The sequence below is a fragment of the Corynebacterium sp. HMSC074A09 genome (assembly GCF_001811545.1).
GTDB classification, from domain to species: domain Bacteria; phylum Actinomycetota; class Actinomycetes; order Mycobacteriales; family Mycobacteriaceae; genus Corynebacterium; species Corynebacterium hiratae.
In genome coordinates this window covers 21,169-35,178 of sequence record NZ_KV805159.1, presented here as the reverse complement: position 1 = coordinate 35,178, position 14,010 = coordinate 21,169, and the positions used below count along the sequence as shown (strand labels likewise).

General features: G+C 59.4%; 12 protein-coding genes and 1 tRNA gene. 6 read left to right on the top strand and 7 right to left on the bottom strand.

Features of this window, described 5'->3' with window-relative positions; all coding sequences use genetic code 11:
• The first annotated feature begins 275 nt into the window (after positions 1–275).
• The gene (locus HMPREF2807_RS10790; protein ID WP_070512790.1) at positions 276–1,778 is read left to right on the top strand and encodes a collagen-like protein; all 1,503 of its coding nucleotides are present in this window, start codon (positions 276–278) and stop codon (positions 1,776–1,778) included.
• 77 nt (positions 1,779–1,855) lie between these two features.
• Here HMPREF2807_RS10790 and HMPREF2807_RS10785 read toward each other — a convergent pair whose 3' ends face one another.
• From HMPREF2807_RS10785 to HMPREF2807_RS10770, 4 genes are all read right to left on the bottom strand, one after another.
• A complete protein-coding gene (locus HMPREF2807_RS10785) occupies positions 1,856–3,463 on the bottom strand; it encodes a cation:proton antiporter family protein (protein ID WP_049154979.1) in 1,608 nt (535 codons plus the stop codon).
• Between the two features lie 246 nt (positions 3,464–3,709).
• Positions 3,710–3,783: transfer RNA gene (locus tag HMPREF2807_RS10780), tRNA-Pro, on the bottom strand.
• Between the two features lie 88 nt (positions 3,784–3,871).
• Positions 3,872–4,270, bottom strand: coding sequence for a YchJ family protein (locus tag HMPREF2807_RS10775; protein ID WP_070512787.1), 399 nt, complete (start codon positions 4,268–4,270; stop codon positions 3,872–3,874).
• Between the two features lie 7 nt (positions 4,271–4,277).
• Positions 4,278–5,456 carry a bifunctional alpha/beta hydrolase/OsmC family protein gene (locus HMPREF2807_RS10770; protein WP_070512784.1) on the bottom strand — a complete coding sequence of 393 codons (1,179 nt, stop codon included), beginning with the start codon at positions 5,454–5,456 and terminating at the stop codon, positions 4,278–4,280.
• A 96-nt stretch (positions 5,457–5,552) separates the two neighbouring features.
• Between HMPREF2807_RS10770 and secA2 the strand changes: the two genes are divergently transcribed.
• The 5 genes from secA2 to HMPREF2807_RS10745 all read left to right on the top strand — a co-directional run bounded on the left by secA2 (position 5,553) and on the right by HMPREF2807_RS10745 (position 10,762).
• Positions 5,553–7,844, top strand: a complete 2,292-nt coding sequence (secA2, locus tag HMPREF2807_RS10765) for an accessory Sec system translocase SecA2 (protein ID WP_070512793.1) — start codon at positions 5,553–5,555, stop codon at positions 7,842–7,844.
• Between the two features lie 87 nt (positions 7,845–7,931).
• A complete protein-coding gene (gene odhI / locus HMPREF2807_RS10760; RefSeq protein WP_010186533.1) occupies positions 7,932–8,363 on the top strand; it encodes an oxoglutarate dehydrogenase inhibitor Odhl in 432 nt (143 codons plus the stop codon).
• Positions 8,364–8,481: 118 nt separating this feature from the next.
• Positions 8,482–9,228 (top strand): transcriptional regulator FtsR, encoded by a 747-nt coding sequence (locus HMPREF2807_RS10755; RefSeq protein WP_046649387.1) that lies wholly within the window; start codon positions 8,482–8,484, stop codon positions 9,226–9,228.
• 61 nt (positions 9,229–9,289) lie between these two features.
• Complete coding sequence (locus HMPREF2807_RS10750; RefSeq protein ID WP_070512780.1) at positions 9,290–9,886, top strand: bifunctional nuclease domain-containing protein; 597 nt, start codon at positions 9,290–9,292, stop codon at positions 9,884–9,886.
• A gap of 315 nt (positions 9,887–10,201) precedes the next feature.
• The gene (locus tag HMPREF2807_RS10745) at positions 10,202–10,762 is read left to right on the top strand and encodes a MerR family transcriptional regulator (RefSeq protein ID WP_198531403.1); all 561 of its coding nucleotides are present in this window, start codon (positions 10,202–10,204) and stop codon (positions 10,760–10,762) included.
• Positions 10,763–10,890: 128 nt separating this feature from the next.
• On the opposite strand, the gene HMPREF2807_RS10740 is transcribed toward HMPREF2807_RS10745, so the two are convergent.
• Genes HMPREF2807_RS10740 through HMPREF2807_RS10730 form a run of 3 tightly spaced genes read right to left on the bottom strand, consistent with a single transcriptional unit; the run spans position 10,891 to position 13,948 of the window.
• Positions 10,891–11,727, bottom strand: a complete 837-nt coding sequence (locus HMPREF2807_RS10740) for a VWA domain-containing protein (protein ID WP_070512774.1) — start codon at positions 11,725–11,727, stop codon at positions 10,891–10,893.
• A 56-nt stretch (positions 11,728–11,783) separates the two neighbouring features.
• Entirely contained in the window at positions 11,784–12,638 is an 855-nt protein-coding gene (locus HMPREF2807_RS10735) for a 3-methyladenine DNA glycosylase (protein WP_070512771.1), read from the bottom strand.
• On the bottom strand, positions 12,635–13,948 hold the full coding sequence (locus HMPREF2807_RS10730) for a DEAD/DEAH box helicase (RefSeq protein ID WP_070512768.1): 1,314 nt from the start codon (positions 13,946–13,948) through the stop codon (positions 12,635–12,637). The genes HMPREF2807_RS10735 and HMPREF2807_RS10730 overlap by 4 nt, the downstream gene beginning before the upstream one ends.
• Between the last annotated feature and the right edge of the window lie 62 nt (positions 13,949–14,010).

Sequence of the window (14,010 nt, the reverse complement as noted above, 5' to 3'; positions counted from 1 at the left end):
CCCCGCTACGCACTCCAAAACCGGAAGAGCCGCTAAACTCGGCGTCTATCCGCAAGTTACCCGTTGGTGATGGGGGTAAGATAATCGTATTGTCAACGATGTTGACGCTGTGAACTGCACTGATGCTGAACTGGGGGTTTCCAAACGGGGGTAACGAATAGTTACTCAAATGTAGAAAATATATTTCGACGGTTGTATGGTGACCACGTCCGAACCTTAAGCACTTAGCTCACTGTGTTAAGTGTGTGCTCATCAACTTGCAAGAAAGACTTCGCATGCGTTCCCTACACTCTCGCATCGTTGCCACCGCAGTGGCCGTAGCAACCTTTTCTTCCGTTATTGTCGCCCCGCAGACCTTCGCCGTTGAGGAGCCGAGCGATACGTCTTTTGTCCACGAACAGTCCGGCGCTGACACTGTCGACGTCAATGGCACCGCCTTCGACGCAGACGGCAACCTGATCGATTCAAACAACGCTGGCGACAACACCATCGAGGAGTTGGAGCGTGAATCCCGAGACAACGACTTTGGCTTCTACGGCGCGGAAACCGGCAAGCCAAAGACACGCGATGAGCTGGAAACCGCCGAGGCATCGACGGCTGACGCGACTATCAAGGTCGTAGAGAAGAACGGCAAATTGGTGTGTGAGATCACCGATGCCCCAGGTAAAGAAGGCGAGATTCTCGAGCGCAAGCTGGACCTTGCACGGGCTTTCTACGACGGTGGAAACAAGCTGCTCCAGACGGTGTGGGAAGTAATCCCAGTCGTCGGTGAACTTGTGCCTTCTGACTTCATCAAGAAGATTGGCGCAAGCTCGTGGGAGGGAATTGCCAAACTTGTTCGTGATGGTGAGGCAGACAAGGACGTCACCTGGGATCTCGCACGCGCGCAAGGCATGGCCATCGCCAAGATTGATAACACTGATGCAGAGGTGGACTTAAAGAATCCAGATGCCGCCAAGAAGACCGTTTCTGGCCTCATCAAGTTTGCTGACGGTGCTTTTGGCACTGGTGTGGCCACCGTTCTGAAGATCTTCAATGCCGCTGTCACCATTGCAGGTCTTTTCCCAGGTGCCAGCGCTGCCAAGGATTTGAAATTGAGCGAGACCCAGCAAAAGGAGATCGAGTCTACGCTCTCAGGCATTTCGGCTTCCGCTTCTGCGCTCGCGGAGATTAACGCACCGGCAGGCCAGAAGTGTGCGGATATGCTCAATGGTAAGAAGGTAAGCAACGACAAGCCCGCTTCTCCCTCGACGTCTAATACCACTGAGCCTTCAGAATCCCCCGAGTCTTCTGAGCCGTCTAGCTCAGTAACGCCGAGCCCTTCTGAGACCACCGAGCCCGAGGAATCGGAGTCTGAGACGCCTACGACTACCGAACCCTCGACTTCTACCACCGACGGTGCTGCGGCTCAGGACGGCAAAGACGGTAAGGACGGTGAACCAGGCCGCGATGGAAAAGACGGTAAGGATGGTATCGACGGCAAGGATGGCCGCGACGGTGCCAACGGTGCACCGGGCGCACCCGGCCGCGATGGCGTCGATGGCCAGGACGGGCGCGACGGTCTTAACGGTCTAAATGGCCGCGACGGCGCTGACGGGAAGGATGGCAAAGACGGTCAAGACGGAAAGGACGTCGATTCCTCCTCCATGGCTGGCTACACATTCCTCGCAGCTATCCTCGGTGGCGGTCTCGTCGTTTCTATTCTGGGCGCGATGGATTACCTCTACCTCTTGGGCTACCTGCCCAAGGAGGGGATCCCGTGGCGTGCTAACAGCTAAGCTCCCATTGGACGCTGAGTCCGGACACAGGAGCCGGTCTCAGCAGGGAGCGGGCTGGATGCCGCGGAGGACGTTTTCTAAAGCTCGCCCTCGTTGCGCAAGTGCCGTAGCTGATTCTCCGTAAAAGTTCGCTCCGCTAGGGATTCGCCGGCACCGTCCTGCAAGTGCACAACGACACTGAGCCCGAGCTCCTGCAGGTCCTCGACGTCTTCACGGTACATGGCCACCGAACTGATGGTGCATTCTTCGGTATTGATGCGGGAAGCGTAGATTTCCTTGACGGCGTCTACGTTCGCGTGCTGGGCCGGCATGGCGAGCATAATCATATCGATCTGGTGGCTGTCCTTGACGCGCTCCCAGAAGTCGATATCTGTTGCATCGCCCTCCACGACGTTGTAGCCACTCTCTTGGAGATGGCGAACTCGTGCTGGATCGTGTTCCACTCCCAAAACATTGGCGCCGTAGACGTCGACGAGCTCCTTGTAACAGGAAAGGCCGAGCCGTCCTACGCCGAGGACGAGCGCATGGGCGTCGCCAAGCTCGATGGGGCGATCCTCCGGGTGAATCTTGTGCGGTGGGCGGGCCGGCAGTCGCTTGGCTAGGTGTGTAGCTCGCGAGACGTTTTGTGGGTTGAGGATTGCCGAGATGACAAAGCTCAACGAAACAGCGAGCACGAGTGACAGCAGCCAGCGCTGGTTGAGCCAGCCGTCCTGTACTCCCACAGCGGCAATGATAAGGGCGAACTCAGAGTAATTCGCCAGCAACAGGGAAGCAAGGACAGAAGTGCGGTTGCGCAGTCCCAACATCCACAGGATTGCCCAGTAAGCGAGGCCCTGGATGGGCAAAAGCAGCAGGAGCAACCCGGCGTCGACGATGTTGTGCCACGTTGGTAGGCCCAGGAAACCGATGTTGACGAAAAAGCCAACCAGCAGCAGTTCTTTGAGGGTAAACAGTGAATGGCTGAGCTGTTCTGCGCCAGGGGAGCGGGAGAGCACCACGCCCATGATGAGCGCGCCGAGGCTTCCGGAGAGGCCGACCCACTCGAAGAGAGCATAACCAGGCAGCAGCGCCATGACGATGCCAAAGAGCGCGCCCAGCTCACCGTGCCCGAGCTTGTACCAGCGGCGAGTAGTCAGCGCTAGCAGCGGGACGATGAGGACAAGCAACACGGCCGCTAAGCTTGGCGGCTCTCCCCGTAGGATGCTCATGAAGACGACAGCGATGATGTCCTGCATGATGAGGACGCCGATGCAGATATTGCCGTAGAGGGCTTGTTCATCGCCGCGGTCTTGCAAGATTTTGACGACCACGATGGTGCTGGAAAAACTCAGCACGAGGGCGACGTTGACCGCTATCGAAAAACTGGTCGGACCGAATGCGCCGAGTGCGCCGAGAGCCGTGATAAAACCCATGCCGAGGAGGGTCATCACGAGCACGTGGGCGGTGGCGGTAAGCCAGACAGCCTTGTCGGTCAAGGCCCTCAGATCGAGGCGCAACCCGATTGCAAAAAGCATCAGCGTGACACCGATGTCGGCGAAAAGATCTAACGCTTCAACGTGCTCGATACCCCCGGCATTGAGCGCGAAGCCAGCGACGAGAAACCCGATGAGAGGCGGCAATCGCACCGCCCACGCAATTAGGCCGCAGCCAAACACCACTGCGAGGTAGATCAATAACAATTCCATGGATTGTAATAGTGCCCTAACCCGAGCTTTGGCCAGAGTTTGAAACACTATCTACCCCATGAGGGTGAGAAACATGGAGTGGCCTTGCTTGGCGATACATGTCGTTCACGGTAAATAAGCGCTAAAAAATTGAATTATTTGAACTCTATTTACCGTGGGCGTAGTAACCCAAGGCTTAAGTCTTAACCCGTCGACTCGTTCCAAAAGAAAAGGCTGGTCAGAGTTTTCTGACCAGCCTAAATTTTGTCGGACTAACAGGATTTGAACCTGCGACCCCTACACCCCCAGTGTAGTGCGCTACCAAACTGCGCCATAGTCCGCCGCCGCACCATTAGGTGCAACTGCTACAGATTACACCAGCGGTATTCGCTTCGACAAATCCCAGTTCAACCTTTGTTTTAGCGGCAGCTAAAACTCTCCGGCGGAATAGACCCACTGCCCGTTTTGGCGGTGGAAAGAGGAGCGCTCTCGCTGCGAGCCCTTCGCGGCCCCCTTGTAAAAGGCTTCGAATTCAACGATGCCGGTCTGGTCCAAGGGGCCGCCGGCGACGGTGTCGATAATGTCGAGGCGGTAGAAGCGGATGCCGGTTTCGGCGAGGTCGAGACGTTCCGGGCGGGTTTCGGGGTCCCAGGTGCGCAGCAAATAATCCTCGTCGCCGGTGACGAAAGCGCTGAAACGCGAGCGCATCAGGGTCTCCGCTGAGGGGGCGGGTGTGCCGGCATGGTAGCGCGAGCAGCACTCGCCGAAGCTTAGGCCGGTACCGCAGGGACAGCGGGCGGCAGGGTCAAGTGGGTTAAGAACAACCATGGGCGGCTTATTCTGCAGTGGTTGCCACGGTGGTGGCGATGTCCACAGCGAGGAGGGAATCGATGGTGGTGGAAGCGGCGGCGTCGGCAAGCGCGCGTTGTTGATCGGCGCTCAGAAAGCCAGGAAGCGTCACCGTACGTGTGAAACGAGATTCGGATTCTTGGTTAACCCTGACAGATACCGCTTCGAGCACCTTCGCGTCGATTTTCTGCGCCTTGCCTGCTTCTTTGATGGCCTGAGTGCTTGCCGTAGCCACTGCGGACATAAGAAGGCCTTCCGCGGTGAAACCTTGGCCTTTGCCGCCGTTCTTTTTCGTGCGGTCAGCGCTCACCGATCGGTCATTGTGGCGCACGACGACGCCCATCCTGGTTCCAACTGCCGGAATTGCAAGCGCGGAGTCCTCAGCAACTGGGGTGGGAATGTTCTCCGGAACAATAAACTGCTCCGCCCAAGCCCCGATGAGGTCGGCGGCACGGGCTGCCGCGCCCTGCTTAGTCACCAGGTGATCGGCCTTATCCAAGGCGACGAGGGACTTGGGATAGCGCGTGGTCCGGAAAATATTTTGTGCGTTATCAATGCCCACCGTTTGATCAATGGGGGAGTGCAGCACCATGAGGGGCTTGCGCAGGCGCGGAAGATAGTCCTCCGGGTTGGTCTCAGCGAGGTCTTCGAGGAAGAGGCGCGAAATGGTCAGCGCCCGGCCGCCAAGGGTGACCTCGACTTCACCGTTGGCGTCGACCTCGCCGATCTTGTCGGCGTAGTGCAGCACGGAGTGTGCAGGATCGAAGGGGGCGCCGATGGTGGCCACAGCCTTGAGGGAGCGAATGTTGTTGGCCGCGGCCAGAGCGGCAGCCCCGCCCAGTGAATGGCCCATGAGTAGCTGTGGTGCGGAAGAGTTGTGTGCTAGCCAGTCGGCAGCAGCCTGGATATCGGCAACATTCTGGCTAAAGCAGGTGTCCGCGAAATTTCCTTCGGATTGGCCTAGGCCAGGAAAATCAAAGCGTAGGGTAGCGATGCCAAAGTTAGTCAGTTGCTTGCTCACACGAGCGGCGCCGGGGGTATGGCGCGAACCGGCAAAGCAGTGCGCGAAGATGGCGAAGGCTTGCGGAGGGGAGTCAGGGAAGTCGATGGTTCCGGCCATCGCGGTACCGGTGCTGGAGGGGAGCGACACGTTCACGGATTGCATGTCCGTAAGGATATAAGGGCGAACGCACGCTTGCGAACCGGGGTTGACTAGAGTCGATAGAAGACCTGTATGACGCACAAGGATGGAGGAGTGCTCATGGGCGCATTCGATTGGTTCTGGAAGGCAATGGGCGCGCAGTCCGAACGCAACAACAAGAAGTCGAAAGCCGTTGTGACGGCCGCAGATTCCGCGGTGGAGGATATCGCGAACCTGTCGGATGCTGACGTTGCCGCCACTGCGCGCGCTTGCGTGAAAGACGGGGGAATTGCAGATAAGTCTCGTTTCCTCGCGGCATTGGCCGTGGCCAGTGAACGCAAGCTTGGCATGCGCCCGTTTACTGTCCAGTCCCAAGCCGTTCTCCGCTTGCTTGAGGGTGATGTCATCCAGATGGCCACCGGTGAGGGAAAGACACTGGTGGGTGCCATGGCCGCGACTGGTTTCGCGCTCACCGGCAAGCGCGTGCACTTGGTGACGGTTAATAATTATCTAGCGGCGCGTGACGCCGAATGGATGCGCCCGCTCGTGGAGTTCTTTGGACTCACGGTGGCCCCGGTAACGGAGAAGCTCGGCCCGGAAGAACGCCGCGCGGCTTACTTATCCGACATCATCTATGCACCAGTCAATGAGCTCGGTTTCGATGTGCTACGGGATAACCAGATCACCTCCCGGGAGCAGACGGTGCAGGCGCGCGCGGACGTGGCGTTGGTGGATGAGGCGGACTCTGTGCTTGTCGACGAAGCCCTCGTCCCCCTCGTCCTCGCCGGAAATCGCCCCGGTGAGGAATCTACGGGCCACATCACCAACGTGGTCTCGCGCTTGCGCGAGGAGCAGGACTATGTCATCGCGGAGGGCGGCCGCACGGTGGCGCTCACCGATGATGGTGCGGCGCGAGTCGAGCGGGAATTGGGTATTGACTCGCTGTATTCGGAAGAGAATATCGGCTCCGTACTGGTGAAGGTCAACCTGGCGCTACACGCGAAGGCGCTGCTCATCCGTGACATTCACTACATCATCACGGACGGAAAGCTGCAGCTTATCGACGCCTCCCGCGGCCGCGTGGCCGAGCTCCAACGCTGGCCGGATGGACTCCAGGCAGCGGTGGAGGCCAAAGAAGGCTTGGAGGTATCAGAAGGTGGGCGCATCCTCGACACCATTACGCTGCAGGAGCTCATGCGTCGCTACCCCTTGGTCTGTGGCATGACAGGCACCGCGGTGGAGGCCACCGACCAGTTGCGACAGTTTTATGACCTGCACGTCTCGGTCATCGACCGGAATAAAGAATTGCAGCGCTTCGATGAAGCAGACCGCATCTACGCGTCTGTGGATGAAAAATCCCGAGCTATTGTCAACGAGATCGTGGCTATTAATAGCACCGGCCAGCCGGTCCTCGTAGGCACTCACGATGTCGCGGAGTCCGAGGACCTTGCTGCAGCTTTGCGCGAACGTGGCATCACTGTCAACGTCCTCAACGCTAAAAACGATGAGGATGAGGCGCGCATCGTCGCGGAGGCAGGCGACGTGGGGCGCGTGACGGTGTCCACACAGATGGCGGGCCGCGGCACCGATATCAAGCTGGGCGGCGCGGACGAAGCTGACCGCGACGCGGTCGTCGAGAAGGGCGGTTTGGCAGTACTTGGCACCTCGCGGCACCGTTCCTCGCGGTTGGACAACCAGCTGCGCGGCCGTGCGGGCCGGCAGGGAGATCCGGGCATGTCACTCTTCTTCGTCTCCTTGGAGGACGACGTAGTTCAGCAGGGTGGGGAAGACGAGTCCCTGTCGGCGCGTCCAGATGCTGATGGCCTCATTGAATCCAAGCGTGTCCGAGACTTCATCGCACACTGTCAGCGGGTGACGGAAGGCCAGTCGCTGGAGATTCACGCGCAGACGTGGAAGTACAACCAGCTGCTGGCGGATCAGCGCATCATTATCGATGAGCGCCGTGCCAAGTTGCTCGATACAGACCAGGCCTGGCAGGAGCTCGCTGAGCGAGCACCCGATCGCGCCGCCGAGCTAAGCGACGTCCCCGTGGATGCCCGTGAGCGCGCTGCGCGCGAGATCATGCTCTACCACCTCGACTTAGCGTGGGCCGACCACTTGGAGCTGATGGATGACGTGCGTGAATCTATTCACTTGCGTGCCATTGCTCGCGAGACCCCCATCGATGAATACCACCGCATCGCCGTACGCGAATTCAAGGATTTGGCGCAGCGCGCGGTTGATGATGCCGTCGATACTTTTAAGACCGTGCTTATTGATGTCGATGGTGCTCACCTAGAGGATCATGGACTGTCCCGCCCGAGCGCCACGTGGACTTATATGGTCTCTGATAACCCACTATCTGGGGGCGGAAATTCCGTGCTCAAGGGCATAGGAAACATTTTCCGCTAATGTAAATGCGCCAGAGGTGACTCGCGCGGACAGCGGAGTCGCTAATATGGAATGAGTCAACATCGATCCGACCCTTCGGAGGTAAAAATGAGCGAGAATACCGGAACGCCGGAACCGCAGGCAGAGACTACTTCTGTCTTCCGCGCTGATCTTCTCAAGGAGATGGAAAACGGCACCGCGGCGGGTTCTGACGCCTCCGTTGCCGGCGCTGAGAACCTGGCTGAAGGCCAGGCCCTGCTCGTCGTGAAGCGAGGCCCGAATGCTGGCGCGCGCTTCTTGCTTGATCAGCCGACCACCACCGCCGGCCGCCACCCGGAAGCGGACATCTTCCTCGATGACGTCACCGTCTCCCGCCGCCACGCAGAATTCCGCGCCAAGGACGGCCAGTTCGAGGTCGTGGACGTCGGATCGCTCAATGGCACCTACGTCAATCGCGAGCCGCGCAATGCGCAGGTACTGGAAGTAGGCGACGAAATCCAGATTGGTAAGTTCCGCCTCGTCTTCATCGCCCCTAAATAGGGCAGTACCCGTCAGCAAGGACGAAGCGGGGGTACGAGGGGAGCAGCCGGTCTTGCTTCCTCACTGTGCCTGCCCTTTGTCAAAGTGAATCCGCGTAGAAAGCAGTAGTAGTCCCATCGTGAGCGCTCAGAAGTCCACCGCAGCTGCAGCAACAGCATCTTCGGCGGCCAAGAAGACCAAGCAAAAGCCCATGTCTATTGGCGTAACGCTGAAGCACGTGCAGAAGCAGTTCCCGGACGTGACGGTGTCGAAGATTCGCTTTTTGGAATCTGAGGGTCTGATTACTCCGGAACGCACCGCGAAGGGCTACCGCCGCTACTACCAGAAGGATCTTGACCGTCTGCGCTACATTCTGACCGCGCAGCGCGATCACTACACGCCGCTCAAGGTTATTCGTGAGCAGCTGGAGGCGATGGATTCGGGGCAAGTAACCGCCATTGTCTCCTCCCAGGCTGAGGCACTGATCAGTGCCGAGCAGCTGCGAGCACCAGTGGTGACCAGGCTTACCGACGCCGACGTGGCCGACCAAGCCGGGACCACGCAAGAAAACATTGCGGAGCTGGTCTCGGTGGGGCTCATTAAGCCGGATCCGGCGGGATTCTTTGACACGGATGACGTGTCTATCGTGTCGGCGGCTGTCGCCTTAGAGTCCTTCGGCTTTGAGGCACGGCAATTGAAGTCGCTGCGCAATGCCGCCCGCCGGCAGGCAGACATGATTTCGCAGGTGGCTTCACCGGTGGCGCATTCGAAATCTGATACGGCCCCGCAGCAGGCAGAAGAGCTCTCGCAGCAGATGGCGGCGCTTGTTCTGTCCCTTCATGGAACGCTGGTCAAGACTGAGCTGCGGGACGAGTTCCGCCCGTAGCGGAATAGAGGGCTGCTCTGTCAATCGCCACGCGTGAGGAAAGTGTGGAAAAGTGGGTGCCATGACTGCAGAAGTATTGAAATTTTTAGGAATCCACCCCGTCGGCCCCGAGAACAACCTGTGCGCCCTCTTTTACTGGGAAGAAGCAGACCGGCACGTACCTGTGTGGGTCTCGCCCATTGATGGAGCCCGCGTTCTCCAGGTGCTGGAGCGCCATTACAACGCGCGGCCTAGTACCTATGAACTCCTGATTGCCTTCGCCGACCAGCTTGATGGGATCGAGCATATTTGTGTCTCCGAGTACCACAAGGGCGCTTTCATGGTCGACGTGGTCGACGGAACAGGTGAGGAGCACGACGCCCGCATCTGTGACGCCCTCGTCCTAGCAGATCACTACGGGGTGCCCATCCGGTTTGAGAAGGAGGTGCTCGAGGAGGTCGCTGTTTACATTAGCGATGAAGACCTTAAGGAGTACTACGGTCTCGAGCGCGAGGCTAAGTCCCCAGAGGCCTTCCCGGAGAAGAGGTCGCGCGATTTTCAAGAGATGGCGGCCCGGCAGAAAGCCCAGGAAGACGATGACTTTGAGCAGCTGATGCGTGATTCCGGCATTTCCGAAGAAGATTTGCTTGGGGGCGACTCGCCGGAAGATGAAGACTAAGGCCCGCGCATCCAGCTGAGCTTCGTACGTAGAAGGGTAGCGGTCGGCTCGGCATACTTGCCAGCACAACAGACTAAACACAGCGGCACCGTTTCTGGGTGCCGCTTTTCTTGTCATCAGCAATTTTTTTAATGACACGCGTGTGACTAATGATGACAAAGTGACCAAAGAAGTCTAAAGTTCTACTAGAGGTTTACGAAGGGCGACCCTTGACGTGGTCGCTGACGTGGCCTTTAATAGAAAAATAGAACTCCCCTCAAACATCACTGGAGTAATTACGTGAGCAGTAAAAACAACCGCACCGAGTCCCGCGCCCTGCCGCTCGATGACGCCGCATCGAACGGCTACGTCCAGGAATCCCTCTTCGACGTCGGACCGGACGAGGAGCTGGGTTACCGCGTGCCCATCGCGTGTCAGGTAGCCGGCATTACCTACCGTCAGCTGGATTACTGGGCACGCACCGACCTGGTCAAGCCCTCTATCCGCACCGCGCGTGGTTCTGGCTCCCAGCGTCTGTACTCTTTTAAGGACGTATTGGTGCTCAAGATTGTCAAGCGCCTTCTGGACACCGGTATTTCTCTGCAGAACATCCGCCTCGCCGTGGAATCCCTGCGGGATCGCGGCGTTAATGACTTGGCGGAGCTCACGCTTGTCTCCGACGGCACCACGGTCTATGAGTGCCGGTCCAACGATGAAGTCATCGACCTCCTCGCCGGAGGCCAAGGCGTATTCGGTATCGCCGTACCTGGCATCCTTAAGGAGCTCTCCGGCACCATCACGTCCTTCCCGGCCGAGCGCGTCGTGGAGGAAGAAGAGACTGACATCGTTATTGGCCTCGACGAGCTCGCTGCTCGCCGTAAGCGCAGGAGCTCTTAAACTCGCGCCACTCGCCGCCGCGTCTTTCCTGCACTGCTGCTCACGTCAGTGCCCTGGGGGAAAGATGCGGCGGCTTTCTGCGCTTTGGGAGCGCACGCCGCGGACTCGCTTTGCACGAGAGCCCGCGTCTAGCGTGCGCCGACTGCGGCCGAGATGGCCGTTGCATTGTCTTGGGCATCGGATGGATCTGCGACCGTGCTGTAGGAATCAGCCAGCTTTTCGAGTTCAGCATCCTTCTCGCCGTTACCCACGTGCACCATGCTCAAGCTCACTCCTTCGCCGCGGGCATTCTTTACGGCTTCGGCGAAGGCAGCATCATCCATATCTTGCTGCGTGCCGGTGGTTACGAGCACAACGCGTGTGTCCTTGCCGCTTTCAGCCACCTGGTCGGTTGCGTTATCCAGTGCGGCTACCACAGCACTGCGGGTTTGCGGAATGCCACCCGTGCCAAACATACCTACGGCATAGGCAACGTTATCGGCATCCCCATACGACACGTTTTGGCGGTAACCCACGGTTGCCGAGGCGGAAAGAGGAGAGGAGTAGTTCCAAAGGCCCACCTGGCTTCCCTCCCTGCCGGCTGCCGACGCCGCCTCAGCCACACCCTGGCTTACCGCATCGAAATATGGCGTGAGGTTCTCGGACGTATCCAAGAGGAACAAAGTATTCGGCGCAACCTGTGCCTCTGCGGCCTTTTCCTCCGAGCTGGGGGCGGCCGACGTCGATTCGGTGTCCTTCGCCGTTTCCGACGACGCAGGCGCGGCCGAGGTTGTCGCCTCTGCAGTAGAGGTCTCCTCCGTCTTAGCTGTAGTTGATTCTGCCGCCACCGTTTCACCGGAATCGGAATCGTTTCCGCGGAAGAGGAAGAACCCTCCGATAACCAGCGCCAGCACCGCTAAAACGGCCACGATGATGACCCACGGTGCAAATGCGTAGTTATTCTTTCCATCCGAGTGCCGGGCCATCTCTTTCCTTCCGCGCTGGTTTCGCGGGGCGGCACAGCGCGCCCCGACGGGTCACATCAATGGTTCTTCATTGTAGCGGGCAGTGCGGCGCGAATTTGGGAGACAAGCCGCGCGCGCAGGGGCTCGGCGACGTCGGCAAGCGCGCGTTGGCGACGCACGTACTCGGACTTTCCTTCCGCCGTTTCGATGGGGACGACCCCAAACCCCCACTCGCGGCAATCGTAGGGTGAAGCTTCCATATCAAGTGTGCGTGCTGCCACGGCTAGCCGGAAGGTGTCGAGGAACAACTCACCCGGTACCAATGGCCCCAATTTCCACGCCCATTTATACAAATCCATAGTCGCATGGACGCAGCCAGCCTGGTCGTTCTCCGGTTGCCCCTCGCGAGTCAGCACCGTGAGGTTGAGCGGGCGCGCGGGCTCAGTGAAGAAGCGGAAGGCATCGTAATGCGTGCACTTGATGCGGTGCCTATCGACGACCTCATTCGTCCCCTCCGCCCCTAACCGCAGCGGCAAGTCATGGCGAGGAGAATCGGTGTGGTAGACCATGGCCCATTCGTGCAGGCCAAAGCAATCGAATTGGGTGGGGTTATGCGTGGTCTTTTCTAGCAGATTCAGGATGTAACGAACGGTGCTACCGCGGCGTGCGAGGAAGGCCTCAGTGTCCACCGTGACGCCCTCATCAGTGCGGTGGTAGTAGTTCCACTGAGCATGTGGGACCTCGCCGGCCAGAGTCACACCGACGCCTGGGTGCCAACGCCGCAGGTGTGACGGGCGGACGGGGTAGTACTCGAAAAGGAAGTCGTAGACAGGGTGATACGAGCCCGGGTGGCGGTAGCGGGTGAGATACTCGTTGGCCGCCTCCTCGTGCATGGTCATCCGGGTTTGCCAGGTTTTAGGCTGGAGAATCATCTCTGACCTGCGTTGCCCCGTCGGCGGCGCTGGTTACGGCTACCCGATCGCCGCCGCGAAGGCTGCCGTTCGGACTGACTCTGTGGCTTCTTCTTTGATGGTTGCTGGTGTGGTGGGCCGAGCGGCTCGCCCTTGGGCTTGCGAGCTCCCGTCATCTGGGCAAGCTCGGGACTGCTGGCTGGGTTGGCGCGGTCACTGATGTCGAGGTCGGTGTGCGCAACCCCGGCCTTCGCGATGAGCTTTGCCACCTCATCGCGTTGCTCGTCGGTGACGAGCGTGACTACGGTGCCGGAGTCGCCTCCGCGTGCAGTACGGCCCGAGCGGTGCAGATAGGCCTTGTGTTCAGCTGGCGGATCGACGTGGACGACAAGGGAGACGTCGGCGATGTCGATACCGCGGGCAGCGATATCGGTGGCGACGAGTACCGGAACGCTGCCGTCTGCGAAGCCCTCGATGGCCTTGGTACGTGAGCCCTGGCCCTTATCGCCGTGCAAGGGCAGCGCGTTGATTCCGACGCGGCGCAGCTTTTTGGCCTGCCTGTCGACGCCATGCTTGGTTCGCATAAACATGATGGTCTTGCCCTTGCGTGCGCCGAGGCGAAGAACGACGTCATTGCGGGCCTCGCGGGTGCCGATGAAAATAAGGTGGTGTTCCATCGTATCGACGGCTGCCTCGACGGGGGCGGTGGAGTGGGTGACGGGATCGTGCATGAACTGGTTGACCAGCTTGTTGACTTCGCCGTCGAGGGTGGCGGAGAAGAGCAAACGTTGACCATCGACCGGCGTGAGCTTGAGCAGCTTGCGTACCTGGGGGAGGAAGCCCATGTCCGCCATCTGGTCCGCCTCGTCGAGGGCGGTGATAGTGACGTGGTCGAAGAAGAGCTTGCCCTGGTCGATGAGGTCCTGGGCGCGTCCCGGTGTGGCAACGAGCAGGTCAACCGGGCGGGCAAGCGAGCGAATGTGGTTGTTGATGTTGACACCCCCGACGACTGCCAGTACCCGCAGTCCCAATGCTGCCGCGGGTTCTTCTAAGCGCTGCTGGATCTGGGTTGCCAGCTCGCGCGTCGGTGCTAGGACCAGCCCGCGCGGGTGGGCCGGACGCGACACCCCGGACTCCGCCAATCGGGCCAGCATAGGGAGACCAAACGTAAAGGTCTTTCCCGAGCCTGTGGGGCCACGGCCGAGGACATCCTTGCCGGCGAGGGCGTCGGGAATAGCGGCTTCTTGGATAGGGAAGGGGGTCGTGATGCCCTGTTTGTCTAAGATACGAACAACATCGCGGGGGAGGCCGAGTTCGGCGAAAGTAGTCATCGGGTAAAAAGTCTAGTGCTCCGGCCTGCCAGACCGAAAAGCATTACAGCTACCGGTGGGGA

Excerpts from the sequence above, each read along its gene's own strand:
- HMPREF2807_RS10790 (WP_070512790.1), top strand. The coding sequence starts at position 276 with ATGCGTTCCCTACACTCTCGCATCGTTGCCACCGCAGTGGCCGTAGCA.
- HMPREF2807_RS10785 (WP_049154979.1), bottom strand. The coding sequence starts at position 3,463 with ATGGAATTGTTATTGATCTACCTCGCAGTGGTGTTTGGCTGCGGCCTA.
- HMPREF2807_RS10775 (WP_070512787.1), bottom strand. The coding sequence starts at position 4,270 with ATGGTTGTTCTTAACCCACTTGACCCTGCCGCCCGCTGTCCCTGCGGT.
- HMPREF2807_RS10770 (WP_070512784.1), bottom strand. The coding sequence starts at position 5,456 with ATGCAATCCGTGAACGTGTCGCTCCCCTCCAGCACCGGTACCGCGATG.
- secA2 (WP_070512793.1), top strand. The coding sequence starts at position 5,553 with ATGGGCGCATTCGATTGGTTCTGGAAGGCAATGGGCGCGCAGTCCGAA.
- odhI (WP_010186533.1), top strand. The coding sequence starts at position 7,932 with ATGAGCGAGAATACCGGAACGCCGGAACCGCAGGCAGAGACTACTTCT.
- HMPREF2807_RS10750 (WP_070512780.1), top strand. The coding sequence starts at position 9,290 with ATGACTGCAGAAGTATTGAAATTTTTAGGAATCCACCCCGTCGGCCCC.
- HMPREF2807_RS10740 (WP_070512774.1), bottom strand. The coding sequence starts at position 11,727 with ATGGCCCGGCACTCGGATGGAAAGAATAACTACGCATTTGCACCGTGG.
- HMPREF2807_RS10735 (WP_070512771.1), bottom strand. The coding sequence starts at position 12,638 with ATGATTCTCCAGCCTAAAACCTGGCAAACCCGGATGACCATGCACGAG.
- HMPREF2807_RS10730 (WP_070512768.1), bottom strand. The coding sequence starts at position 13,948 with ATGACTACTTTCGCCGAACTCGGCCTCCCCCGCGATGTTGTTCGTATC.